Origin of the sequence: Nocardioides sp. Root240 (assembly GCF_001428825.1) — a bacterium.
Taxonomy (GTDB): domain Bacteria; phylum Actinomycetota; class Actinomycetes; order Propionibacteriales; family Nocardioidaceae; genus Nocardioides.
Map to the genome: position 1 here is coordinate 285060 of NZ_LMIT01000002.1, position 22700 is coordinate 307759.

Sequence of the window (22700 nt, forward strand, 5' to 3'; positions counted from 1 at the left end):
GGCATCGAGACCGGACCGGCCGGTAGCCGTCACGGCACGTCGCGTCGCCGGAAGGACACGAACGATGCGACCCCGCCCACGAGCAGGAAGGAGCCGAGGTAGAGCGACGCGTCGCTGAAGGTGACCTCCAGTTCGCACGAGTCGTAGGAGTACGTCTCGTCGGGGTCGCCCTCGATCACTTCCGGCCCGGTCGGGCAGGCGTCCTCGGAGTAGTAGGTCGTCCCGTTGTCGATCAGCGCGAGCAGGTTCACGGCGGGGTTCCAGCGCTCGCTGACGCCGATGGCCGCCAGCAGCAGGCTCCCGGCGACGGAGGCGCCGAGGAGGACGCCGATGGTGGCAACGGTGCTGCGGAACAGCATGGTCAGCACGAACCCGAGGAGGGCCGCGGCCGCGGCGACGCCGGCGGAGCGCCAGCCCATCTGGAGGGCGTCGAGCAGGTCGCCGGTCGCGAGGGTGTCGCGGGAGTGTGCGACGAGCCCGAGCACGGCCCAGTACGCCGACATGATGACGGCGGCCGCCACCAGCGCGCCGCCGGTGACCACCAGTGCCTTCGCCGCCCATACGCGCGCCCGCCGTGGCTCGAACAGCAACTGGTTGCTGACCGAGCCGCTGTTCCAGTCGTGCCCGGTGAACGTGGTGCCCGCCAGGAGCAGCAGGATCGCCAGGAAGGAGGCGACCGCGACGCCGGAGTCGTTCTGCTGGTCGTCGAGCCGGAGTGTGTCGTAGTAGCCGTACTCCGTGTAGTCGTCGAAATTGTCGGAGATCAGCCGCTCGCACGCGGCCGCGACGTCGTCCTCGGTCGAGCCGATGCCGTAGTCGGCGGGATTCTCGGTGCAGTAGTCGAGCTCGGCTTGACGGTTCGCCTTCGCCTCGTCCTCGATCAGCGCGATCTCGGTGTCGGACGGCGGCTCGGTGTCGAGGATCGTCACCACGCCGATGACGAGAGGTACGGCGACGCACGCGGCCATCAGCAGCTGGACGGCACGGCGGCGGAGGTAGCGTCGCAGCTCGACGCGGAGGAGCTGGAGGAACGCTTTCACTGGTGGTCTCCCAGCTGCTCGGACCGGGTGAGGTCGAGGAACACCGTCTCCAGGTCGGGCCGTAGCGAGGTCAGCTCCCGCAGCCAGATGCCGGCCTCGCCGAGCACCTGGGTGATCCGTGCGGGGTCGTCGGTCTCCACTCGTACCGCGTCACCGTCGACAGTGGCTGGCAGGGCGGCCCGGCCGAGGGCCTCCGCGGCGCGAACAGGGTCGGGTACGACGGCGCGGTGCGCGGTGCTGGTGCCCAGCAAGTCCTCGACCCGCCCGGACGCGAGCAGCCGGCCGTTGCCGATGATCGTGGCCGAGGTGCACACGTGCTGGACCTCGGCGAGGATGTGCGAGCTGAGCAGCACGGTCACCCCTGCCTCGCCCAGTCCGCGGATGGTCTCGCGGATCTCGCGGATGCCGGCGGGGTCGAGTCCGTTGGTGGGCTCGTCGAGGATCAGGAGCGCGGGGTCCTTCAGCAGCGTGGCGGCGATGGCGACCCGCTGCTTCATGCCCAGCGAGTAGGACTTGTACTTGTCCTTGTCCCGGCCGTCCAGCTGGACGGTGGCGATCGCCTGGTCGACGCGCGACCTGGGTGCGCCGATCGAGGCGGCGAGCAGCTCGAGGTTCAGCCGGCCGGTGAAGTTGGGGGAGAACTTCGGTGACTCGACGACCGCCCCGACGCGACCGATGACCTGGGGCAGCCGTGCCGGGACCGGCTCGCCGAACAGGCGCATGGTGCCGCGGGTCGGGCGCGCGAGCCCGAGCAGCATCCGGATCGTCGTGGTCTTGCCGGACCCGTTGGGCCCGAGGAACCCGTGGACCCCACCACCTCCGGGTACCGCGAGGTCGAGGTTCTGCACGGCGACCCGCAGGCCGCCCCGCACGGAGCGGAACTCCTTGCGCAGCCCTCTGGTCTCGATCACGAGATCGCTCATCCTGCCCTCCCACTGGCACTCACCGGCCCCACAGCCGATGAATACCGAGTATGGGGTCAGCGAGCAGGGTAGGTGAGGACCGCCACGCCGCCGGGCGTGGCGGAACCGGCCGCCTTGGCCGGGTCGGGGCGCGGCTCGTAGTCGGGCGTCGCCTCGTACGAACCCCAGGCGAGGTAGTGGGCGAAGTGCCGGCGTACGGCGTCGAGCACGGCGGTCACCGGTACGTCGCGTCCGAGCTCGGCGCTGAGCGAGGTGACGCCGGCGTCGGAGATCCCGCAGGGCACGAAGCGGTCGTACCAGCCCATGTCGACGTCGCAGTTGAGCGAGAAGCCGTGCATGGTCACGCCCTTGCTGACCCGGATCCCGATCGCGGCGATCTTGCGCTCGGGTCCGCGCTCGTCGGCCTTCAGCCAGACGCCGCTGCGGCCGGGAACGCGCGCGGTCGCGATGCCGAACTCGGCGCAGACCGCGATCAGGGCCTCCTCGACGCGACGGACGTAGTCGACGACCTTGACGTGGTCGGGGAGCCGCACGATCGGGTAGCCGACGAGCTGGCCGGGACCGTGGAAGGTGATCTGGCCGCCGCGGTCGACGTCGATGACTGGCGCGCCGCCGGGATCGGCCGGGCGGTCCTCGGGGCGGGTGCGCTTGCCGGCGGTGAACACGGGCGGGTGCTCGAGCAGCAGGACGGTGGGCGACAGCGTGCCGGCGACGACCTGCTCGTGCACCTCGCGCTGCAGCTCCCACGCGGCCATGTAGTCGATCGCCTGGTCGCCCAGGCCGGCCTCACGGAACTCCAGCGTCACGGACGCGAGCCTACTCCGGTGCCTGTGGATGACCGGATGCGATCTGTCGGACCCTGGCGGAGGATCGGTCCATGGCTGTCTCAGTGACTCCCGTGGGCTCGCTCCGCATCGTCGTCGCGACGACGGTCGTCGTGGTGCTCGCGTGCGTGCTGGTCACGTGGGCGGCGCTGCACGACCGCTCCGGCGCCGACGGGCGTACGCCGGCCACGGCTCCCGCCGCAGCGGTCGCACCGGGTGCAGGCGGCGCTGGCGCGCGTCCCGAGGTCGAGGTACTGGCCGTCCTGCGCGCGTGGGACCGCGACCGGGCCTCGGCCTGGGCCGCGGGCGACGTGGAGGCGCTGCGGGGGCTCTACGCGGCGGGGGCGGAGGCTGGCCGCGAGGACGTCGCGATGCTCCGACGCTGGCGGGCGCGCGGGCTGCGGGTCGAGGGCATGGCCATGCAGGTCCTCGCGGTCGACGTGCGGGCACGCTCGTCCGGACACCTGGTGCTGGTGGTCCAGGACCGGCTGGTCGGTGCGACGGCCGTCGGGCGGGGGCGGCGGACCGCGCTGCCGCGTGACGAGCCGACGACGCGGCGCCTCGAGCTGCGTCGGGTGTCGGGGCGATGGGTGCTCGTCACCGCCCGTGAGGTCACGAGCGAGCGAGGCCCGCCGTGAGCACGGCGTCGACGTCGGGGTCCGCGAAGGTGTGGCCGAGGTCGAGCAGTGCGCGCGGCTCGAGGTTGAGCGAGCCGAGCAGCTCGTCGGCCATCGGCCCGGCCGCGGCGCGGATCACCGGCGACGGCACCGGGAAGAGCGCCGGCCGGTGCACCTGGCCGGCGAGGGCGGCCGTGAACTCCGCGTTGGTGGGGGTCCGCGGTGCGCACAGGTTGAACGGACCCGACGCGGTCGGGTGCTCGACGAGGAAGGAGGCAGCGCCCACCCAGTCACGCAGGGAGATCAACGGGTAGTACTGCGTGCCCGGGCCGATCCGTCCGCCGGCGCCGGCGAGGAACTGCAGCCGCTGCATCTTGAGTGGGGCGTTGCGCCGGTCCTGCACCGGGGCGGTCCGGAGCAGGGCGACGCGGGCCCCGGCCTCGGACGCGGGGCGGGCCGCAGCCTCCCACTCCCGGCAGACCCGGGTGAGGAGGGCGTGGCCCCGGGTGTCGGAGGCCTCGGTGAGCGGGGCGGAGCCGTGGTCGCCGTACCAGCTGATGCCGGATGCGTTGACGAGTGACGGGGGACGAGGTGCAGCGGCGATGGTGGCCGCGAGCAGGCGGGTGGTGGCGACCCGGCTGCTCAGGACGTCGCGTGCCCACTTCTTCGAGTGCGGGTTGCCGATGAGGGGAGCACCGGCGAGGTTGACCACCACGTCGGCGGCGCCGACCAGCGCGGCGTCGACCAGTCCCTCCTGCGGATCCCACTGGGACTCGCCGCCGCGTGCTCCGCGCCTGACCAGGGCCGTGACGACGTGCCCTCGCTGACGGAGCTCGGTGACGAGGTGCTGCCCGAGAAACCCGGACGAACCGGCGATGACGACGGAGAGGCCCATGGCCGAAAGCCTGCCACTGCCGTGGTCGGCGTGACACCCTGTGCCCGCGAGCTGGCGGCCGCAGAGGCAACGCCAGCATGAGGGCCAGGGAGCAGGGGAGCAGCATGTCCAGGTCAGGTGTCGGTCCGCGTCGTACGACGGCGATGGCGCTCGGCGTCGTCGCCGTGCTCGCCCTCGCGGGCTGCGGCGACGACAAGGCCGAGCCCCGGCAGGGCTCGCGTCCGGTCGGCGGGAGCGCGTCGGCGAGCGCGAGCACCGGAGCCGACGAGGGCGCGACGCCTGACGGGCAGACTCCCGAGATCGAGGTGCTCGGCACCGGGGCGCAGCCGCGTCGCGTGCTCGAGCTCGACCTCGTGGAGGGCCACGTCGAGGACGGCACGATGCGGATGACGGTCACGACCTCGGCCGACGTCATGTCGACGCCGCCGGTCAAGGTACCGATGGTGATGCCGGTCCGGACGACCGTCACCGACGTGACAGGTGACCGGGCGACGGTCGAGTCGCAGTACGGCGAGGTGAGCGTGCCGCGGAGCAGCGGGCTCGACGAGGCCAGCCGCCAGCAGCTCCTGGAGTCGATGCAGCTCCTCGACGGCACGACGATCCGCGTGGTCTACGACCGGTCCGCGCGCACCCTGTCGAGCGAGGTGGAGTACGGCGACAAGGGTGGCTCGGAGGTGCTCGAGCGGATGCTCGACGACTTCGCGGCGCAGAGCAGCAACCTGAGTGTGTTGATGCCCGAGCAGGCCGTGGGGGTCGGCGCTCGTTGGCAGGCGACCTCCAGCATCACCGTCGGAGGCATCACCTCCGACGTGGTCGCCACCTACGAGCTGACCGGACTCGCGGACGACGGTTACACCGTCCGTCTCACGAGCCGCCAGACGCCGCGTCGGGGACCCGTCGCGACCGGCGGGGAGATCATCGGCGGCGGGACCGATGTCACCGGCACGACCGAGGTACGACACGGCATGGTGGGTCCCTTCCACGCGATCGGCACCGGTCACGGCACGGTGACGATGGAGGTCGGGGGCCAGCGGGTGCGCACGACCTTCGACATGACGATGGACGTGTCCACCCGCTGACGCCCGGCGGTGCGAGCAGCGCGAAGGCCCCCTGCCGATCGGCGGGGGGCCTTCGTGTGTCGCTGGTGCGAGTTCTGGGTCAGACCTCGAACTGGCCCGCCTCGAGGCGCTTCTTCAGGTCGCGGAGGAAGCGACCGGCGTCGGCACCGTCGACCACGCGGTGGTCGTAGGTCAGCGCGAGGTAGACCATGTGGCGCACGGCGATGGTCTCGCCGAGGTGCTCGTCGTCGATGACCACGGGACGCTTGACCACGGCACCGGGGCCGAGGATGGCGACCTGCGGCTGGTTGATGATCGGCGTGTCCCACAGGGCGCCGAAGCTGCCCAGGTTGGTGATGGTGAAGGTGCCGCCGGAGAGCTCGTCCGGCCCGATCTTGTTGGTGCGGGTCCGCTCGGCGACGTCGGCGATCTTCTTGGCGAGGCCGGAGATCGACAGGTCGCCGGCGTCCTTGACGACCGGCGTGAGCAGGCCCTTCTCGGTGTCGACGGCGAAGGCGACGTTCTCGCGGTCGTTGTAGGTGATCTCGCCGGCCTCGAGGTCGAGGGTGGCGTTGAGCACCGGGTGCTGCTTGAGGGTGTCGATGGCCGCCTTGGTGAAGAACGGCAGGTACGACAGCTTCACGCCCTCGCGTGCCAGGAACTCCTCCTTCACGCTCTCGCGCAGGCGGGCGATGTTCGTGACGTCGACCTCGACCACCTGGGTGAGCTGGGCCGAGATGTGCAGCGACTCGGTCATCCGCTCGGCGATGATCTTGCGCAGGCGGGAGACCTTGACCGTCTGGCCACGCAGCGGCGACGGCGCGGCAGCCGGGGCGGCGGCAGCCGGGGCGGCAGCGGCCGGAGCGGCCGGTGCGGCAGGTGCGGCGGCCTTCGACGCGGCAGCGGCGTCGAGGACGTCCTGCTTGCGGATCCGGCCACCGACGCCGGAGCCCTGGACCGAGCCGAGGTCGACACCGTGCTGGGCGGCGAGCTTGCGGACCAGCGGGGTGACGTAGCCGGGGCCCTCGTCGCCGACGCTGGCGGCAGCGGCCTGCGCGACGGCGGGCGACGGAGCCGGGGCGGCAGGAGCAGCGGGAGCCGGAGCAGCTGCGGCCGGAGCGGGCGCAGCAGCCGGAGCCGGGGGAGCGGCGACGGGTGCCGGCGCGTTGTCGACCGGCGTCGGCTCGGGAGCGGGGGCGGCGGGAGCAGGGGCCGCGGCGGGCGCGGCGGCCGGCGTACCGGACCCGATGATGGCGAGCTCGGCGCCGACCTCGACGGTCTCGTCCTCGGCGGCCTTGATCTCGAGCAGGGTTCCGGCGACGGGGGACGGGATCTCGGTGTCGACCTTGTCGGTGCTCACCTCGAGCAGCGGCTCGTCGACGGCGACCGCGTCGCCGACCTGCTTGAGCCAGCGGGTGACCGTGCCCTCGGTGACCGACTCGCCGAGCGCGGGCAGGGTCACGGCGGTGCTGGGGCCACTGGAGGCAGCCGGAGCCTCGGTGGGGGCAGTGGCAGGCGCTTCGGCGGCCGGGGCCTCGGGAGCGGGGGCGGCCGGAGCTGCGGGTGCCTCCTCGGCCGGAGCCGGGGCGGCCTCGGCGGGCGCCTCCTCCGCGGCGGGGGCGGGGGCGCTGCCGGCGGACTCGCCGGCGTCGCCGATGACGGCCAGCACGGCGCCGACCTCGACCGTGTCGTCCTCGTTCGCGCGGATCTCGACCAGCGTGCCGGCAACGGGGGACGGGATCTCGGTGTCCACCTTGTCGGTGCTGACCTCGAGCAGGGGCTCGTCGATCGCGATCTGGTCGCCGACTTGCTTGAGCCAGCGGGTGACGGTGCCTTCGGTGACGGACTCACCGAGCGCGGGGAGAGTGACTTCGGTCGCCATGGGCTCATCCTTGCACTTCGAACGAAGCAACTGGCAACGGGCCACCCACGGTTCGGGCACACTTGACCCATGGGTTTGTTCGACCGGTTCCGCGGGGGATCGAAGATACGGATGAGTAACCCCGCGAGGGACGCCGCACGCACCGGATCCACCCGGGTGCGAGCGTCCGACCGGGGCGACGAGGAGCACCTGCGCACGTGGGTGCAGGAGCGTCGTGGCGTCGAGGGGTTCGTCGAGCCGCGCACCGCGGTCAGCGAGATCACGCTGCTGCTGGTCGCCCACGACGGCGAGTGGACCCGCCGCCGCGTCCCGTCGGCGAAGTGGGCGCACGACTTCTGCAACCGCCACCTCGTCCCGTCGTACGACGCCGCCGTGGTCGGTGTCCCGCAGCGGATGCGCGACTACAACTCCCGCGTCAGGAAGGCTCAGAAGGAGCAGCTGCGGCGCGACCTCGGATGATCTCCACGAGCGTCGTCACGCCGTAGCCGGTCGCCCCGGGCACCAGGTGCCCGTTCGCGCCGCCCTTGTTGAAGGTCGGGCCGGCGATGTCGAGGTGCGCCCATGGCAGCCCGCCGGTGAACTCCCGCAGGAAGGCCGCGGCGTAGATGCCGCCGCCCCAGCGGATGCCGTCGTACTGCGCGAGGTCGGCGACCGTGCTGCTGCGGATCCGGGAGTCCATGAACTCCGGGAGCGGCATCGGCCAGGCGTCCTCGCCGGCCGCCGCGGCCGCGGCGAGCACCTCGCCGACGATCGCGTCGTCGCCGAGCACGCCGGCGATCCGGTCGCCGAGGGCGAGCGCCATGTGGCCGGTGAGGGTGGCGATGTCGATGAGGACGTCGGGCTCCTGCTCGACCGCGCGGCCCAGGGCGTCGGCGAGGACCAGGCGGCCCTCGGCGTCGGTGTTGCTGACCTCGACGGTCGTGCCGTCGTAGGTCGTCAGCACGTCGCCGGGGCGCATCGAGGAGGCACCCACCATGTTCTCCGCGAGCGCGGCGAAGGCGGAGATGCGGACGGGCAGGCCGAGGCGGGCGACCGCGATGGTGGCCTGGACGACGGCCGCGGCGCCGGCCATGTCCTCCTTCATCGTGGTCATGCTGCCGGCGGGCTTGATCCAGAGGCCGCCCGAGTCGAAGGTGATGCCCTTCCCGACGAGCGCGACGTGCGCGACGGCGTCCTTCGGGGCGTACGACAGCTCGACCAGGCGCGGCGGGGCGGCCGAGCCGGCGCCGACGGCGAGGATGCCTCCGCAGCCGAGCTCGGCGAGGCGCACCTCGTCGAGGACGGTCGCGGTGACCTTGGTGCCACCGCTCGGGAGCTGCTTGTTGCCGGCCTTGACGGCGGCGGCGATCGCGTCGGCGAACGAGGGCGGCGTGAGGTCGGCCGGCGGGGTGTTCACCCAGTCGCGCGTTGCCGCGACGGCGTCGACGAGGACCTGGGCGGGCTCGACGGCTGCGGCGACCTCGGACCGACGGGCGGCCGGGGTGAGCACGACGATCTCGGCGGGCGTGGTCGACGCACCCGGCTTGCTCTTGTACGCCGTGAACGTGTAGCCGCCGAGTCGGTAGCCCTCGATGACGGCGCGGACCAGCTCGGGCGAGTCGGCGGGCAGCGCGAGTGCGACGGACGCCGCGTTGGTGACCGCGCGGGCGGCGTTGCCGGCCGCCCGTCGTACGGAGTCGGCGTCGGCCACCTCGCCGATGCCGACCAGCACCAGCAGGGGAGAGGCGATGGTGCCGGCTGTGGGCACCTTGGCGACCTCGCCGGGCCGGCCCTTCATGCCGAGCGTGGTGAGCAGGCCCGACAGCTTGCGGCCGTACGCCGACGCGACGTCCTCGGCACCGGGCGCGAGCGTGCCGTCGGCCAGCACTCCGACCACGACCGCCTCGGCCTTGGTCTTGGCGGGGCTGGCGGTGCGGAGCGCAAAGGTCGTCACCCGGCGCAGGATATCCGCGCGCCCGTCCTGAGCGCGCATGCCATAGATTCCGACCATGGCCGACGCGACCCCCTTGCAGTCCCCCCTCCACGACCGGCACGAGGCGCTGGGCGCCAAGTTCTCCGAGTTCGGCGGCTGGCTGATGCCGCTGGAGTACCCGACCGGTGTCGTCAAGGAGCACGCCGCGGTCCGTGACGGCGTGGGCATCTTCGACGTCAGCCACCTCGGCAAGCTCGTCGTCCGCGGCCCGGGCGCGGTCGACTTCCTCAACGCCACGCTGACCAACGACCTGCACCGGATCGGCCCGGGCAAGGCGCAGTACAGCCTCGTCGTCGACGACGCGACCGGCGGGATCGTCGACGACGTCTTCACCTACTACCGCGACGACGAGCACGTCCTCGTCGTCCCGAACGCCTCCAACAACGAGGAGGTACGACGCCGCCTCGTCGAGGCCGCGCCCGAGGGCATCGAGATCCTCGACCACCACCGCGACTACGTCGTGCTGGCGGTCCAGGGCGCGAAGTCCGACGAGGTCGTCGCGGCCGTCGGCCTGCCGGTCGGCCACGAGTACCTCACCTTCGTCGAGACCCCCTGGGAGGCCGCCGACGCCGACGCCGACCCGGACGCGCGGATCATCGTGTGCCGCACCGGCTACACCGGCGAGCGCGGCTACGAGCTGATCGCGCCGAGCGCCGTCGCCCCGGCCCTGTGGGACGCGCTGATGGAGAAGGGTGCCGAGCACGGCCTGGTCCCCGCCGGCCTGGGCGCCCGCGACACGCTGCGCACCGAGATGGGCTACCCGCTGCACGGCCAGGACATCGGCCCCGACATCACGCCGGTCGAGGCCCGCCTCGGCTGGGCCGTCGGCTGGAAGAAGGACGCCTTCTGGGGCCGCGACAAGCTCCTCGCCGAGAAGGAGGCCGGTCCGCGCCGCAAGCTGGTCGGCCTGGTCTCCACCGGCCGCGCGATCCCGCGCCCGCACATGAGCGTGCGCCTGCTCAAGGACGTCCCGCTCGGCGAGGTCACGTCCGGAACCTTCTCGCCGACCCTGAAGAAGGGGATCGCGCTCGCCCTCGTGTCGACCGTCGTCGCCGACGACGCCGAGGTGACGGTCGACGTGCGCGGTCGCGCCGAGGTCTTCCAGGTCACCAAGCCGCCGTTCGTCCAGCCGTCCGTCCGGGAGTCCTGACGCCACCCCACGACGTTCTCGTCCTCCCCCGCTGCGCTCCTCCGAACAACAACGACGTAGGGACCCCGACACATGAACCTGCCCGAGCAGCCCGCCACCTCCGGCTCCGCCTTCCGCCCCCCGGCCGACCAGCCCTGGCGCTGGCGGCTCGAGGACGCGGACGGCGCCGAGGTCGCCGTGACCGGTGACCTCGCCGACCAGACCTTCCCGAGCCAGGGCGACGCCGAGTCGTGGGTGGGGGAGATCTGGCACGAGCTCGCCGACCAGGGCGTCGCGCAGGTGACCCTCTTCGAGGCCGACCGCGAGGTGTACGGCCCGATGTCGCTCTCCGCCTGAGCGAGGCCTGAGCGAGCCGATGCAGCCACACGACTTCCGTCAGGTCGACGTCTTCACGTCCGAGCCGCTGCTCGGCAACCCGGTGGCCGTGGTGCACGGCGCCGACGAGCTCGACGACCGGCAGATGCAGGCGTTCGCCCGCTGGACGAACCTCAGCGAGACGACCTTCCTGCTGCGGCCGACGGATCCCGCCGCCGACTACCGGCTGCGGATCTTCACCCCGTCGATGGAGCTGCCGTTCGCGGGGCACCCGACGCTCGGCTCGGCGCACGCGTGGCTCGAGGCGGGCGGCGTACCGGCGGGGGAGCGGCTGGTGCAGGAGTGCGGTGTCGGCCTGGTCGAGCTCCGGCAGGCCGAGGGGCGCCTCGCGTTCGCGGCGCCGGCGCTGCTCCGCTCCGGTCCGGTGGCCGAGGACCTGGTCGTCGAGATCGTCGCCGCCCTCGGCATCGAGCGCGCCGACGTCCTCGACGCCGCATGGGCCGACAACGGCCCGGGCTGGGTCGGCGTCCGGCTGGCCTCCGCCGAGCAGGTGCTGGCCCTCACCCCGGACTTCGCGGGCCTGTCCGTCGGCGTCATCGGCCCGTGGCCCGAGGGGTCGGAGTGCGAGGTCGAGGTGCGGGCGTTCGCGCCCCACGCCGCCGGGGTCACCGAGGACCCGGTGACCGGCTCGCTCAACGCCTCCCTCGCGCAGTGGCTGGCGGGCACCGTCCTCCCGCCGTCGTACGTCGCCTCCCAGGGCACCGTGCTCGGTCGCCGCGGCAGGATCCATGTCGACACCGCCGCCGACGGCACGATCTGGGTGGGTGGCGACACCCTGACGACCATTCACGGGACGGTCACGCTGTGACCACCGGCCGCGATCTAGGCTGAACACGTGCGCGCGTACCTCGACCTCGTCCAGCGGATCCTCGACGAGGGCGTCGCCAAGGAGGACCGCACCGGCACCGGCACGCTGAGCGTGTTCGGCCACCAGATGCGCTTCGACCTGACCGAGGGCTTCCCGCTGGTCACGACCAAGAAGATCCACACCCGGTCGGTGTTCGGCGAGCTGCTGTGGTTCCTGCGCGGCGACACCAACGTGCGCTGGCTGCAGGAGCGTGGCATCACGATCTGGGACGAGTGGGCCGACGAGAACGGCGACCTCGGCCCGGTCTACGGCGCGCAGTGGCGCTCGTGGCCGACGCCCGACGGCGGCCACATCGACCAGCTCGCGCAGGTGATCCGCCAGGTCCGCGCGAACCCCGACAGCCGCCGTCACATCGTCTCCGCGTGGAACCCCAGCCAGGTCGACGACATGGCACTGCCGCCGTGCCACAGCCTGTTCCAGTTCTACGTCGCCGACGGGCGGCTCAGCTGCCAGCTCTACCAGCGCTCGGCCGACGTCTTCCTGGGCGTGCCATTCAACATCGCGTCGTACGCCCTGCTGACCCACATGGTCGCCCAGGTCGCCGGTCTCGGCGTCGGCGACTTCGTGCACACGCTCGGCGACGCGCACCTCTACTCCAACCACCTCGAGCAGGCCCGCCTCCAGCTCACCCGTGAGCCGCGGCCGCTGCCGAAGCTGGTGCTCAACCCCGCGGTGACCGAGATCGACGCCTTCGAGCTCGAGGACATCACGGTCGAGGGCTACGACCCGCACCCCGGCATCAAGGCCCCGATCGCCGTATGAACCACCCCGCGAAGTTCTACGCTTCCCCCGCTTCGCTCCTCCAGCGCACAACTTCGCGGGGACCCCGGTGGTGACCCCAAACGGTCGGCGGGTCACGATGGTGGCCGCCGTCGCCGAGAACGGTGTCATCGGTGCCGACGCCGACATCCCGTGGAAGATCTCCGAGGACTTCGCCCACTTCAAGGCGACCACGATGGGCCACGTGCTGGTCCTGGGCCGGACCACCCACGAGGGCATCGGCCGACCGCTCCCCGGCCGGACCACCGTCGTGCTGACCCGCGACCCGTCGTACGCCGCCGAGGGCGTCCAGGTCGCGCACTCCGTGACCCACGCCCTCGAGCTGGCCGACACGATCCTGCGCGACCAGCCGGACGACCGGCAGGTGATGATCGGCGGGGGAGCCGCGGTCTACGCCGCCGCCCTGCCGTACGCCGACGAGCAGGTCATCTCCGAGATCCCGATGGCACCCGAGGGCGACACCCACTACCCGGAGTTCAGCCGCAAGCGCTGGACCGAGGTCCGGCGCGAGCCGCGCGAGGGGTTCACGATCGTGTGGTGGGAGCGGGTCTTCGCCTGCGGGGGCTCACCAGACGCCTGAGAGGGTGGAGCCATGGAGCTCCGCGTCTTCACCGAACCCCAGCAGGGGGCGACCTACGACGACCTGCTGTCCGTCGCGCTCGAGGCCGAGCGCCTCGGCTTCGGCGCCTTCTTCCGCAGCGACCACTACCTCCACATGAGCGGTGACGGGCTGCCCGGCTCGACCGACGCGTGGACGACGCTCGCAGGTCTCGCGCGCGACACCACGACGATCCGGCTCGGCACGATGATGACCAGCGCGACCTTCCGGTACCCCGGCGTGCTGGCGATCCAGGTCGCACAGGTCGACCAGATGAGCGGCGGCCGGGTGGAGCTCGGGATCGGCGCGGGGTGGTTCACCCAGGAGCACGCCGCCTACGGCATCGAGTTCCCCGACACCGCCGAGCGCTTCGAGCGGTACGCCGAGCAGCTCGAGCTGATCACCGGCCTGTGGGCCACGCCGGTCGGCGGGCGCTACGAGTTCACGGGCGAGCACTACCAGCTCACCGACAGCCCGGCACTGCCGAAGCCGGTCCAGAGCAGTGGGCATCGTGGCGGCGTACCCGTGCTGATCGGTGGCAAGGGGGCCCGCAAGACGCCCGCCCTCGCCGCCCGGTACGCCGACGAGTTCAACCTGCCGTTCGTGGACGAGGAGTTCACCGAGCTCCAGTTCGGGCGGGTCCGGCGGGCGGCCGAGGAGATCGGCCGCGACCCCGACGAGCTGACCTGGTCGAACGCGCTGGTGCTGTGCGTCGGCGAGGACGAGGCCGAGATCGCCCGCCGGGCGGCCGCGATCGGGCGCGAGGTGGACGAGCTGCGGGTCAACGGGCTGGCCGGCACGCCGGAGGAGGTCGTGGAGAAGATCAAGCGCTTCGAGGCGCTCGGCAGCCAGCGGATCTACCTCCAGACCCTCGACCTGGGGGACCTCGACCACCTGCGCCTCGTCGCCGCTGAGGTCATGCCGCACCTGTGACGATAGGCTTGTCGTCATGACTTCTGCACCCTTCGGCACCGTGCTGACCGCCATGGTCACGCCGTTCCACGAGGACGGCTCCGTTGACCTGGACGGGGTGCAGAAGGTCGCCAAGCACCTCGTCGACAACGGCAACGACGGCATCGTCGTCTCGGGCACCACTGGTGAGTCCCCGACCACCACCGGCGCGGAGGACGGCGAGACCCTCGCCGCCGTCAAGGACGCCGTGGGCGACCGGGCAAAGATCGTCGCGGGCGTCGGCACCAACGACACCCGCCACTCGGTCGAGCTGGCCCGCCAGGCCGAGAAGGTCGGCGCCGACGGGCTGCTGCTCGTGACGCCGTACTACAACAAGCCGAGCCAGCCGGGCGTGCTCCAGCACTTCCGCCAGGTCGTCGAGGCCACGTCGGTCCCGGTCATGCTCTACGACGTCCCGGGCCGCACCGGCACCAAGATCGCCCTCGAGACCTACCGGGCCATGACCGACTGGGAGACCGTGACCACGGTCAAGGAGGCGACCGGCGACCTGGCGCGCACCGCCCAGCTCGTCGACCTCGGCTACACCGTCTACTCCGGCGACGACGTCAACACCCTCGGCTACCTCGCCTACGGCGCCACCGGCGTCGTGTCCGTCGTCGGCCACGTCGCGGGCGTCCAGCTGCACGCGATGATCGATGCCTTCCTCGCCGGCGACCACGCCGAGGCGCTGCGGATCCACACCTCGCTGGTCCCTGCATTCGAGGCGATCATGGGCGTGCCCAACTACGGCGCCACGACGGCGAAGGCGGCGCTCGAGCTGCTCGGCGTACTGCCGAACCGGATCGTCCGCTCGCCCCTGCTGCAGCTCGACGACACGGAAGTCGCCGATCTCCGTGCAGGCCTCGCCGCGGCGGGTCTCCTCTGATGTCGCACCCGCACCCCGAGCTGTCCGCCCCGCCGGAGCTGCCGAAGGGCGGCCTGCGGGTCATCCCGCTGGGCGGCCTGGGCGAGGTCGGTCGCAACATGACCGTCTTCGAGTACGACGGCCGCCTGCTCATCGTCGACTGCGGCGTGCTCTTCCCCGACGAGCACCACCCGGGCGTCGACCTGATCCTGCCGGACTTCGCGGCGATCCGGGACCGCCTCGACGCCGTCGAGGCGCTGGTCCTGACCCACGGCCACGAGGACCACATCGGTGCCACGCCGTACCTCCTGCGCGAGCGGCAGGACATCCCGCTGGTGGGCTCCCAGCTGACCCTCGCCCTGGTCAACTCCAAGCTCCGTGAGCACCGCCTGCGCCAGACGCCGTTCCACACGGTCAAGGAGGGCGACCGGATCTCGTTCGGTCCCTTCGACCTGGAGTTCGTCGCGGTCAACCACTCCATCCCGGACGCGCTCGCCGTGGCGATCCGCACCGGGGCCGGCCTGGTGCTGCACACCGGCGACTTCAAGATGGACCAGCTCCCGCTCGACGGCCGGATCACCGACCTGCGGGCCTTCGCGCGGCTGGGGGAGGAGGGCGTCGACCTGTTCCTCACCGACTCGACGAACGCCGACGTCCCGGGCTTCACGACGGCCGAGCGCCGGATCACCCCGGTGCTCGAGCAGGCCTTCTCCGAGTCGTCGCAGCGGATCATCGTGGCCTGCTTCGCCTCGCACGTGCACCGCGTCCAGCAGATCCTGGACACCGCGGTGAAGCACAACCGCAAGGTCGCCTACGTCGGCCGCTCGATGGTCCGCAACATGGCCGTCGCCCGCGACCTCGGCTACCTCCACGTCCCGCCGGGCGTGATGGTCGAGGCCAAGGAGCTGGCCGACCTCGCGCCGGAGCGCCAGGTCCTGATCTCGACCGGCTCGCAGGGCGAGCCGATGAGCGCGCTGGCCCGGATCGCGCACCGCAGCCACAACTTCGTGCACCTCGAGGAGGGCGACACCGTCATCCTCGCCTCGAGCCTGATCCCCGGCAACGAGAACTCCGTCTACCGCGTGATCAACGGCCTGTCCCGACTCGGCGCCCGCGTCGTCCACAAGGGCAACGCGCTGGTCCACGTCTCCGGCCACGCCAGCGCCGGCGAGCTGCTCTACTGCTACAACATCGTCAAGCCGCGCAACGTGCTGCCCGTCCACGGCGAGATCCGGCACATGCTGGCCAACGGCGACCTGGCGAAGCAGACCGGCGTCGAGAACGTCGTGTACGCCGAGGACGGCGTCGTGGTCGACCTGGTCGACGGCGTCGCCAAGGTGGTCGGCAAGGTCGAGTGCGGCTACGTCTTCGTCGACGGCCAGTCGGTCGGCGACGTCACCGAGTCCGAGCTGAAGGACCGCCGGATCCTCGGCGAGGAGGGCTTCATCTCGGTGATCCTGGTCGTCGACTCGGTCTCCGGGAAGCTCTCCGCCGGCCCCGAGATCCACGCCCGCGGCCACGCGTGGGCCGACTCCGACTTCGAGCCGATCAAGCTGCCCATCGTCGACGCGGTCAACCGCGCCCTCGAGGAGGGCAGCACCGACACCTACCAGCTGCAGCAGGTCGTGCGTCGCACCATCGGTCGCTGGGTGAGCAACACCCACAAGCGCCGGCCGATGATCATCCCGGTCGTCGTCGAGGCGTAGGGCTGTGGGAGTTTCACCGGCCGGCCGGTGAAACTCCCGTACTTGGACGACGAAACTCACGCTTGGACGAGGAAACTTCGTCGTCCCAGCGTGAGTTCTGTCGTCCAAGTACGAACGCCCCGCCCCTCCGAGGAGGGACGGGGCGTTCGTGCTGGGTGCGGCTTACTGCCGGCCGATGAGCTTGATCGTCACGTGGCCGGCGAAGCGGGCGACCTTCTTGTCCCCGCCGTAGTAGACGTACGCCGGCGCCTTGCGGAAGCCGTTCCTCCACAGACGAGCCATCTGCGACTTCGCCCGCACCGTGAGCACGCCGTGCACCAGCTTCGTGGTGTAGCCGCGGCCACGGATCCGGACGAGCACGAGTCCGCTCGGCGTCGCACCGCTGGCGACCTTGACCCGGATCTTCACGATGCCCTTGACCGACGTACCGGTCTTGGCGACAGTGGCCGGGCTCGGCTTCGGCGGGACGACGGGCTTGGCGCAGATGCTCAGCGTGACGTTGTCGATGTACCAGCCGTCGATGCCGTTGCAGCCGTCCATGCCGAAGTCGAACCGGAAGCTGATCTTGTCGCCGGTGGCGGCCAGGTCGGCGAGGTCGATCACCGAGTTGCCCCAGGAACCGGTCGGCTGGCCGCCGTCGGTGCCGGTGAAGGCGGTCTCGCCGGCCATCGGGTTGGTGTTGCCACCCGCCGCGGTCTCGAGGTGACCGCCCGGCGCGTTGTAGAGCCACGCCGAGTCGGGGACCTGCTCGTAGGCGCCGCCGTTGACGCTGTACTTCACGTTGCCACCGTCGAACTCGACCTCCGAGGCCACGTAGTGGTCGAACGAGAGGCGGGGCAGCTCACCGGCGGGCACGGTCAGCTGCGGCGTGGCCACGCCGACGCGTGAGGAGTAGTCCTCGGCGTCGCCGTTGCAGCTGCCGTAGTTGCCGTCGTCGCCCTTGTCGTTGAAGTAGAGCACCGACGAGCCGCCCTTGTGCGCCACGCCGCCCTCGGTGACGAGCGGGAGCGCCGTCGTCACGGTCGGGTCGAAGTGCGCGTTGTCGGCCTCGACGTCGGTGGTCCACGAGGCGGGGAGACCTGACTCGAAACCCTGCGAGTAGAGGTTCTTCGTGACCAGGCCGTTGCCGCAGCCGACCGTCCCGCGCCGGAACATCAGGCGGAAGTTGCACTGCGTCGGCTCCACGCGGAGCTCGGTGGCGTCGATCATCTTCGTCACCGCGGCGCAGTCGGAGGCCGAGATGGGCGCGAGCGCACCGCCGTCGGCCGGGCCGCCGCCCGTGGCGCTGCTGCCGAGCGCGAGCTTCTTCAGGCCGGTGTTGCCGGTCAGCGCGGCGCAGGACGCCTCGAGACCGTCGGCCAGCTCGCCGAAGCCGGACGTCGAGGTGAGGTACGACGTCTGCGTGTGCCAGTAGATGTTCGCGGCCTTGTCGAGGCCGATGCCCGGCACCGTGATGCCGTTGAAGGTGCCGCCGTCGACCAGGAGCGCGTAGCCGTGGTTGACCACACCGGAGTTGGTGTGGACACCGCCGCTGTCGTCGGTGTCGCAGAAGTACTCCTCGTCGGACACCTTGGCCGGGTCGCCGTAGCAGTTCGGGTTCCACATGTCGCGGATCGCGCCGCCGAAGGCGGGGTCGTCCTCGCCCGAGAGCCAGCGGTAGCTGGCGTCGCGCGAGCCCGGCGCCTCGGCGTCCTTGAGGTTGATGCTCAGCGGTCCGGCGGCAGCCTTGATCTTCGTGCCGTCCTCCTGGCTGACCATGGCGCCGTAGAGCTCGGAGAAGCCGGCGACCGACGAGACGCCGGCGCGGTTGTTGCCGAAGACGATGCCGGTGGCACCGGCGTCCTCGGCGTTCGCGATCTTGTCGGCAAAGGCGCACAGCCCACGGTCGACGTAGACGAACTTGCCGGCGATCTCGCCCGGGTTGCCGAACGGCGAGCAGCCGTCGGTGTCGGTGCCGACGACCTCGCCCTCGTCCTCCTCGATCGCGTCGGTGCCCACGACCAGGTCGTCGGTCACGTCGTCGATGATCGGGCCGAACGCGGCCGCGGCCGCGGTGCAGGTGCCGACCTGCTCGTCGGGGGAGACGACGACGGAGATGTCACCGCGCGTGCCCTCGGAGCACTTGCCGTCGGTGCGCTTGGTCTCCTCGTCGGGGGTGTTGAAGCGGTCGTTGAGCATGTCGACCGTCTCGCCCCAGATGTCGGAGTACGCCTCGTTCATCGCGCCCGGCTGCCACTGGTAGAGCAGGCCGGAGGTGTACTCGGTGTAGGCGTGGCCCCACTCGTGGGCGACGGTGTCGTCGGACGAGACGCCCGAGCAGTAGTTGGTCGACTTGCCGTTCCAGTTGGCGTTGGGGCAGTCGATGGTCGGGTCGTTGTTGACCGTGACCATCTTGGCGCCCGCGCCGTCGTAGGAGTCGCGGTTGAAGGTGTTCTTGAAGAGCCAGTACGCCTCGCCGGTGCCCTGCACCTCGCTGGCCTGGTCCGCGTCGAGGGTCGACGGGAAGGCGTCGCCCTCGGACCACACCGGGTCGGTGTCGATCGACTCCTCGTGCAGCTCGCGGTCGAGGTCGTGGGCGATCATCGAGTAGCGGTTGACCGGCTTGCCGGTCTTCGCGTCGAGCACGCTGGTCTCGCGGACCAGCTTGCCGTCGGTGACCTCGACGACCCACGCGAGCAGGTTGCGGCCGGCGACGCCCTGGATGGCGCCCATCCGGTAGACGACCAGCTCGGCCTTCGTGGCGGTCAGGCTGCTCGCCCGCGGCTTGTCGGTCGCGGCCTCGCCGGCACCGGCAGGCGCCCGGCTGGCCAGCTTGATCGCCTTGGCGACGGCGGCGTCCTTGTCGAGACGCGGCGTCACGTCGAGCGTGATCGACGGAGCGACGTAGCCGGAGACCGACGTCAGGTCGCCCTGCGCGTCGACGTGGGCCCGCAGCTTGGAGGCGAAGACCGGCACGCCCTGGTAGGTCTGGGTGAAGTCGACGGTGTAGCCGGCCGGGGTCTTCGTCGCCCTGCCCTGGCCCAGCTGCCCGGCGGTGGTGCCGAATGCGCGGGCGTACTTCTCGACGTACCCGTTGGCCTTGGCCGTCGCGCCGCTGGCGGTCCTGCCGCTGCGCTCGGACGGGAAGAGGTCGCCGGTGGCCCCGACGAAGCTGACCCGGCCGGTGGCCGGCGAGGTCGTCACCGTCACGTCACCGTCGGCTGCCGCGCGCATCTCCTGCACCACGGTCGGATCGGGCTTGGCCACCACGGGTGCGGTCGGCACCACGGCCACTGCTGCGCCCACGAGGGAGAGGCCGATGCCCTTCCCCACGAGCCCGGACAATCTGAGTCCCACGAATGTTCTCCTCGAGATGTGTACGCGTCGTCGGCGGGGTCCGAGGGCCACCCGCTCCAGGCACGTGGACCGCACCTTAGGACGGCAGGTGCGGCGGGTCCAGCAATTCCGTGCAAGTCCTTCGGCGCGCCGGGGGACCGGCGAGAGATCATCCCGGCCCCTGCCGACACACCGTGGTGTTGTCCCTGTGACGGATGGGACTTGTGGGTAGGTTGTGAGCATGGCGACCCGTACGTCTTCCCCGGCGGCGTCGCGCAGCAGGACAACCCCTTCCTCACGCTCGGGCGCGAAGAAGACGACCAGCTCGCGATCCCGTAGTACGACCACCAAGAACCCCAAGAAGCGGCCACCGGCCAAGAAGTCCGCAGCGGCCCGGCGGCCGGCTCCGCGCGCCGTCCGCAGCGGCCCGGGGCCGGTCCTGCGCGCCTTCACGGCGCTCGGCCGCGGCGTGGTCGCCGTGTGGCTCGCCTTCGCGCACACGATCGGCGCGGTCACCCGTGGCATCGGCCACGGCGCCCGCGAGATCGAGCCCGAGCAGCGCCGCGACGGCTTCGGCCTGCTGCTGTGCGGCGTCGCGCTGATCATCGCCGCCGCGATCTGGTTCGAGGTCCCAGGCGGTGTCATGGACTTCGCCCGCGCCGCGGTCTCCGGCACGGTCGGCATCGTGGGCTGGCTGGTCCCGCTGCTGGTGCTGCTGGCCGGTGGCCGCGTGATGCGCGACCCCGTCGGCAACGGTCCCGCCGGGCGCCAGGTCATCGGCTGGTCGGCGCTCGCCTTCGGGCTGCTCGGCATCGTGCACATCGCCAACGGCAGCCCCGAGCCGGTCCAGGGCGACACCTCCGCGCTGCGTGACGGCGGCGGCGCCGTCGGCTACGTCGTCTCGGCCCTGCTGCTCGACCTGCTCCGCTCGCCCGCGGTCGTCGTCGGCCTGCTGGCCCTGCTGTCCTTCTTCGGCGTCCTGGTGATCACCGCGACGCCGCTCTACCGCGTGCCCGACCGGATGCGCGAGATCGGCGACCTGCTGCTCGGGCGCCACCACGACTACGTCGGCGACGAGACCCAGCCGCTGCGCCTCGACGACACCTTCGAGCGGATGGGCGACCCGGCGTACGACACCCCGGTGATCACCGAGCCGAAGAAGCGCCGCCGCAAGAAGGAGGAGCCGGACCCGGCCCTCGAGGAGTCGATGGCGCTCGAGGAGCCCATCGACCTCCCGCTCGTGGACGACGAGCCTGCCGCGCCGGGCCTGAGCGAGGCCGGCATGAGCGCCCTCGAGCGCCGTGCCGCGGCGCGTGCCGCCACCGCGCCCGCCGACGAGACCGGCGAGCTGGAGCCGCCCCCGCACGCCGACCTGCCGCAACGGGTCGAGCAGCTCGCGCTGTCCGGTGACATCGTCTACACGCTGCCCGACGCCGCGGCCCTCAAGGCCGGCGACCCGCACCGGGCGCGCTCCAAGGCCAGCGACGACGTGGTCGAGCGGCTGCAGACGGTGCTCGACGAGTTCAACGTCGACGCCCAGGTCACCGGCTACACGCGCGGCCCGACGGTCACCCGCTACGAGATCGAGCTCGGCACCGGCGTCAAGGTCGAGAAGATCCTCGGCGTCCAGCGCAACATCTCCTACGCCGTGGGCTCCGAGGACGTCCGGATCCTCAGCCCGATCCCCGGCAAGTCCGCGGTCGGTGTGGAGATCCCCAACACCGACAAGGAGATCGTCTCCCTCGGTGACGTGCTCCGCTCCAACGTCGCGCGCAACGACCACAGCCCGCTCGTCGCCGGCCTCGGCAAGGACGTCGAGGGTGGCTTCGTGGTCGCGAACCTCGCGAAGATGCCGCACCTGCTGGTCGCCGGCGCCACCGGCTCCGGAAAGTCGAGCTTCATCAACTCGATGATCACCTCGGTGCTGATGCGCTCCACGCCCGACGAGGTCCGGATGATCATGGTCGACCCGAAGCGGGTCGAGCTGAACGCCTACGAGGGCGTCCCGCACCTGATCACGCCCATCATCACCAACCCCAAGAAGGCCGCCGAGGCCCTCGAGTGGGTGTGCCGCGAGATGGACATGCGGTACGACGACCTGGCCAACTTCGGCTTCCGCCACATCAACGACTTCAACAAGGCCGTCCGTGACGGCAAGGTCGAGGTCCCGCCGGGCAGCGAGCGCGTCCTGACGCCGTACCCGTACCTGCTGGTGATCGTCGACGAGCTCGCCGACCTGATGATGGTCGCCCCGCGCGACGTCGAGAGCTCCATCGTCCGGATCACCCAGCTCGCCCGCGCCGCCGGCATCCACCTGGTGCTGGCGACGCAGCGCCCGTCGGTCGACGTCGTGACCGGCCTGATCAAGGCGAACGTCCCGTCCCGCCTGGCCTTCGCGACCTCCAGCCTCGCCGACAGCCGCGTCATCCTCGACACCCCGGGTGCCGAGAAGCTCGTCGGCCAGGGTGACGGCCTCTTCCTGCCCATGGGGGCTTCGAAGCCGATACGAGTCCAGGGGTCGTGGGTCGGCGAGGCGGAGATCCAGCAGGTCGTCAAGCACTGCAAGAGCCAGCTCGAGCCCACGTACCGCGAGGACGTCACCGCGCCCGCCGCGTCGAGCAAGGTGCTCGACGACGACATCGGCGACGACATGGACCTGGTCGTCCAGGCCATCGAGCTCGTCGTCTCCACCCAGTTCGGGTCGACCTCGATGCTGCAGCGCAAGCTGCGCGTCGGCTTCGCCAAGGCCGGCCGCCTGATGGACATCCTCGAGAGCCGGGGCGTCGTGGGACCCAGCGAGGGCTCCAAGGCACGTGACGTCCTGGTCAAGCCCGACGAGCTCGATGCAGTGATCATGACCATCCAGGGGGAGGCGTGAGCC

At 71.5% G+C, this 22700-nt stretch carries 19 protein-coding genes; 12 read left to right on the forward strand and 7 right to left on the reverse strand.

Annotation, left to right across the window (positions count from 1 at the left end; genetic code table 11):
- Window positions 1–29: 29 nt before the first annotated feature.
- The 3 genes from ASE20_RS04365 to lipB are packed head-to-tail and all read right to left on the reverse strand — an operon-like array spanning window position 30 to window position 2799.
- Window positions 30–1040: an ABC transporter permease gene (locus tag ASE20_RS04365; RefSeq protein ID WP_056893313.1), complete on the reverse strand. Its 1011-nt coding sequence runs from the start codon at window positions 1038–1040 to the stop codon at window positions 30–32.
- Entirely contained in the window at window positions 1037–1963 is a 927-nt protein-coding gene (locus ASE20_RS04370; protein ID WP_056893314.1) for an ABC transporter ATP-binding protein, read from the reverse strand. The genes ASE20_RS04365 and ASE20_RS04370 overlap by 4 nt, the downstream gene beginning before the upstream one ends.
- 56 nt (window positions 1964–2019) lie before the next feature.
- Window positions 2020–2799: a lipoyl(octanoyl) transferase LipB gene (gene lipB / locus ASE20_RS04375; protein WP_263969888.1), complete on the reverse strand. Its 780-nt coding sequence runs from the start codon at window positions 2797–2799 to the stop codon at window positions 2020–2022.
- A gap of 41 nt (window positions 2800–2840) precedes the next feature.
- Here lipB and ASE20_RS04380 point away from each other — a divergent pair, with 41 nt between their 5' ends.
- A complete protein-coding gene (locus tag ASE20_RS04380) occupies window positions 2841–3425 on the forward strand; it encodes a hypothetical protein (protein WP_157538651.1) in 585 nt (194 codons plus the stop codon).
- On the opposite strand, the gene ASE20_RS04385 is transcribed toward ASE20_RS04380, so the two are convergent.
- Window positions 3400–4299 carry a TIGR01777 family oxidoreductase gene (locus ASE20_RS04385; RefSeq protein WP_056893316.1) on the reverse strand — a complete coding sequence of 300 codons (900 nt, stop codon included), beginning with the start codon at window positions 4297–4299 and terminating at the stop codon, window positions 3400–3402. The two genes, ASE20_RS04380 and ASE20_RS04385, sit on opposite strands and share 26 nt — an antisense overlap.
- Window positions 4300–4403: 104 nt before the next feature.
- Here ASE20_RS04385 and ASE20_RS04390 point away from each other — a divergent pair, with 104 nt between their 5' ends.
- Complete coding sequence (locus tag ASE20_RS04390; RefSeq protein WP_157538652.1) at window positions 4404–5378, forward strand: hypothetical protein; 975 nt, start codon at window positions 4404–4406, stop codon at window positions 5376–5378.
- Window positions 5379–5457: 79 nt separating this feature from the next.
- On the opposite strand, the gene sucB is transcribed toward ASE20_RS04390, so the two are convergent.
- A complete protein-coding gene (gene sucB / locus ASE20_RS04395) occupies window positions 5458–7239 on the reverse strand; it encodes a 2-oxoglutarate dehydrogenase, E2 component, dihydrolipoamide succinyltransferase (RefSeq protein ID WP_056893318.1) in 1782 nt (593 codons plus the stop codon).
- A 111-nt stretch (window positions 7240–7350) separates the two neighbouring features.
- Between sucB and ASE20_RS04400 the strand changes: the two genes are divergently transcribed.
- Window positions 7351–7698, forward strand: coding sequence for a hypothetical protein (locus ASE20_RS04400; RefSeq protein WP_056893319.1), 348 nt, complete (start codon window positions 7351–7353; stop codon window positions 7696–7698).
- Here ASE20_RS04400 and ASE20_RS04405 read toward each other — a convergent pair.
- Window positions 7655–9172 (reverse strand): leucyl aminopeptidase, encoded by a 1518-nt coding sequence (locus tag ASE20_RS04405; protein ID WP_056893320.1) that lies wholly within the window; start codon window positions 9170–9172, stop codon window positions 7655–7657. The two genes, ASE20_RS04400 and ASE20_RS04405, sit on opposite strands and share 44 nt — an antisense overlap.
- 55 nt (window positions 9173–9227) lie before the next feature.
- On the opposite strand from ASE20_RS04405, the gene gcvT reads away from it, so the two are divergent.
- The 8 genes from gcvT to ASE20_RS04445 all read left to right on the forward strand — a co-directional run bounded on the left by gcvT (window position 9228) and on the right by ASE20_RS04445 (window position 16504).
- Entirely contained in the window at window positions 9228–10361 is a 1134-nt protein-coding gene (gcvT, locus tag ASE20_RS04410) for a glycine cleavage system aminomethyltransferase GcvT (RefSeq protein ID WP_056893321.1), read from the forward strand.
- A 72-nt stretch (window positions 10362–10433) separates the two neighbouring features.
- Window positions 10434–10697 (forward strand): hypothetical protein, encoded by a 264-nt coding sequence (locus ASE20_RS04415; RefSeq protein WP_200952716.1) that lies wholly within the window; start codon window positions 10434–10436, stop codon window positions 10695–10697.
- Between the two features lie 19 nt (window positions 10698–10716).
- Window positions 10717–11544, forward strand: a complete 828-nt coding sequence (locus tag ASE20_RS04420; protein ID WP_056893322.1) for a PhzF family phenazine biosynthesis protein — start codon at window positions 10717–10719, stop codon at window positions 11542–11544.
- A 27-nt stretch (window positions 11545–11571) separates the two neighbouring features.
- The gene (locus ASE20_RS04425) at window positions 11572–12366 is read left to right on the forward strand and encodes a thymidylate synthase (RefSeq protein WP_056893323.1); all 795 of its coding nucleotides are present in this window, start codon (window positions 11572–11574) and stop codon (window positions 12364–12366) included.
- Between the two features lie 70 nt (window positions 12367–12436).
- On the forward strand, window positions 12437–12964 hold the full coding sequence (locus tag ASE20_RS04430; RefSeq protein ID WP_056893846.1) for a dihydrofolate reductase: 528 nt from the start codon (window positions 12437–12439) through the stop codon (window positions 12962–12964).
- A gap of 12 nt (window positions 12965–12976) precedes the next feature.
- Window positions 12977–13915, forward strand: a complete 939-nt coding sequence (locus tag ASE20_RS04435) for an LLM class F420-dependent oxidoreductase (RefSeq protein WP_056893324.1) — start codon at window positions 12977–12979, stop codon at window positions 13913–13915.
- 16 nt (window positions 13916–13931) lie between these two features.
- Window positions 13932–14819, forward strand: a complete 888-nt coding sequence (gene dapA / locus ASE20_RS04440) for a 4-hydroxy-tetrahydrodipicolinate synthase (RefSeq protein WP_056893325.1) — start codon at window positions 13932–13934, stop codon at window positions 14817–14819.
- Window positions 14819–16504: a ribonuclease J gene (locus ASE20_RS04445; RefSeq protein ID WP_056893326.1), complete on the forward strand. Its 1686-nt coding sequence runs from the start codon at window positions 14819–14821 to the stop codon at window positions 16502–16504. The genes dapA and ASE20_RS04445 overlap by 1 nt, the downstream gene beginning before the upstream one ends.
- 162 nt (window positions 16505–16666) lie before the next feature.
- On the opposite strand, the gene ASE20_RS04450 is transcribed toward ASE20_RS04445, so the two are convergent.
- On the reverse strand, window positions 16667–19840 hold the full coding sequence (locus tag ASE20_RS04450; RefSeq protein WP_162261042.1) for a M4 family metallopeptidase: 3174 nt from the start codon (window positions 19838–19840) through the stop codon (window positions 16667–16669).
- Between the two features lie 220 nt (window positions 19841–20060).
- Here ASE20_RS04450 and ASE20_RS04455 point away from each other — a divergent pair, with 220 nt between their 5' ends.
- Window positions 20061–22697: a DNA translocase FtsK gene (locus tag ASE20_RS04455; protein WP_082612149.1), complete on the forward strand. Its 2637-nt coding sequence runs from the start codon at window positions 20061–20063 to the stop codon at window positions 22695–22697.
- The last annotated feature ends 3 nt before the right edge of the window (window positions 22698–22700 follow it).

What these genes read in the sequence shown, in the direction of transcription:
- ASE20_RS04370 (WP_056893314.1), bottom strand. Translation starts at nt 1,963, where the DNA reads ATGAGCGATCTCGTGATCGAGACCAGAGGGCTGCGCAAGGAGTTCCGC.
- ASE20_RS04380 (WP_157538651.1), top strand. Translation starts at nt 2,841, where the DNA reads ATGGCTGTCTCAGTGACTCCCGTGGGCTCGCTCCGCATCGTCGTCGCG.
- ASE20_RS04385 (WP_056893316.1), bottom strand. Translation starts at nt 4,299, where the DNA reads ATGGGCCTCTCCGTCGTCATCGCCGGTTCGTCCGGGTTTCTCGGGCAG.
- ASE20_RS04390 (WP_157538652.1), top strand. Translation starts at nt 4,404, where the DNA reads ATGTCCAGGTCAGGTGTCGGTCCGCGTCGTACGACGGCGATGGCGCTC.
- sucB (WP_056893318.1), bottom strand. Translation starts at nt 7,239, where the DNA reads ATGGCGACCGAAGTCACTCTCCCCGCGCTCGGTGAGTCCGTCACCGAA.
- ASE20_RS04400 (WP_056893319.1), top strand. Translation starts at nt 7,351, where the DNA reads ATGAGTAACCCCGCGAGGGACGCCGCACGCACCGGATCCACCCGGGTG.
- gcvT (WP_056893321.1), top strand. Translation starts at nt 9,228, where the DNA reads ATGGCCGACGCGACCCCCTTGCAGTCCCCCCTCCACGACCGGCACGAG.
- ASE20_RS04415 (WP_200952716.1), top strand. Translation starts at nt 10,434, where the DNA reads ATGAACCTGCCCGAGCAGCCCGCCACCTCCGGCTCCGCCTTCCGCCCC.
- ASE20_RS04420 (WP_056893322.1), top strand. Translation starts at nt 10,717, where the DNA reads ATGCAGCCACACGACTTCCGTCAGGTCGACGTCTTCACGTCCGAGCCG.
- ASE20_RS04435 (WP_056893324.1), top strand. Translation starts at nt 12,977, where the DNA reads ATGGAGCTCCGCGTCTTCACCGAACCCCAGCAGGGGGCGACCTACGAC.
- dapA (WP_056893325.1), top strand. Translation starts at nt 13,932, where the DNA reads ATGACTTCTGCACCCTTCGGCACCGTGCTGACCGCCATGGTCACGCCG.
- ASE20_RS04445 (WP_056893326.1), top strand. Translation starts at nt 14,819, where the DNA reads ATGTCGCACCCGCACCCCGAGCTGTCCGCCCCGCCGGAGCTGCCGAAG.
- ASE20_RS04455 (WP_082612149.1), top strand. Translation starts at nt 20,061, where the DNA reads ATGGCGACCCGTACGTCTTCCCCGGCGGCGTCGCGCAGCAGGACAACC.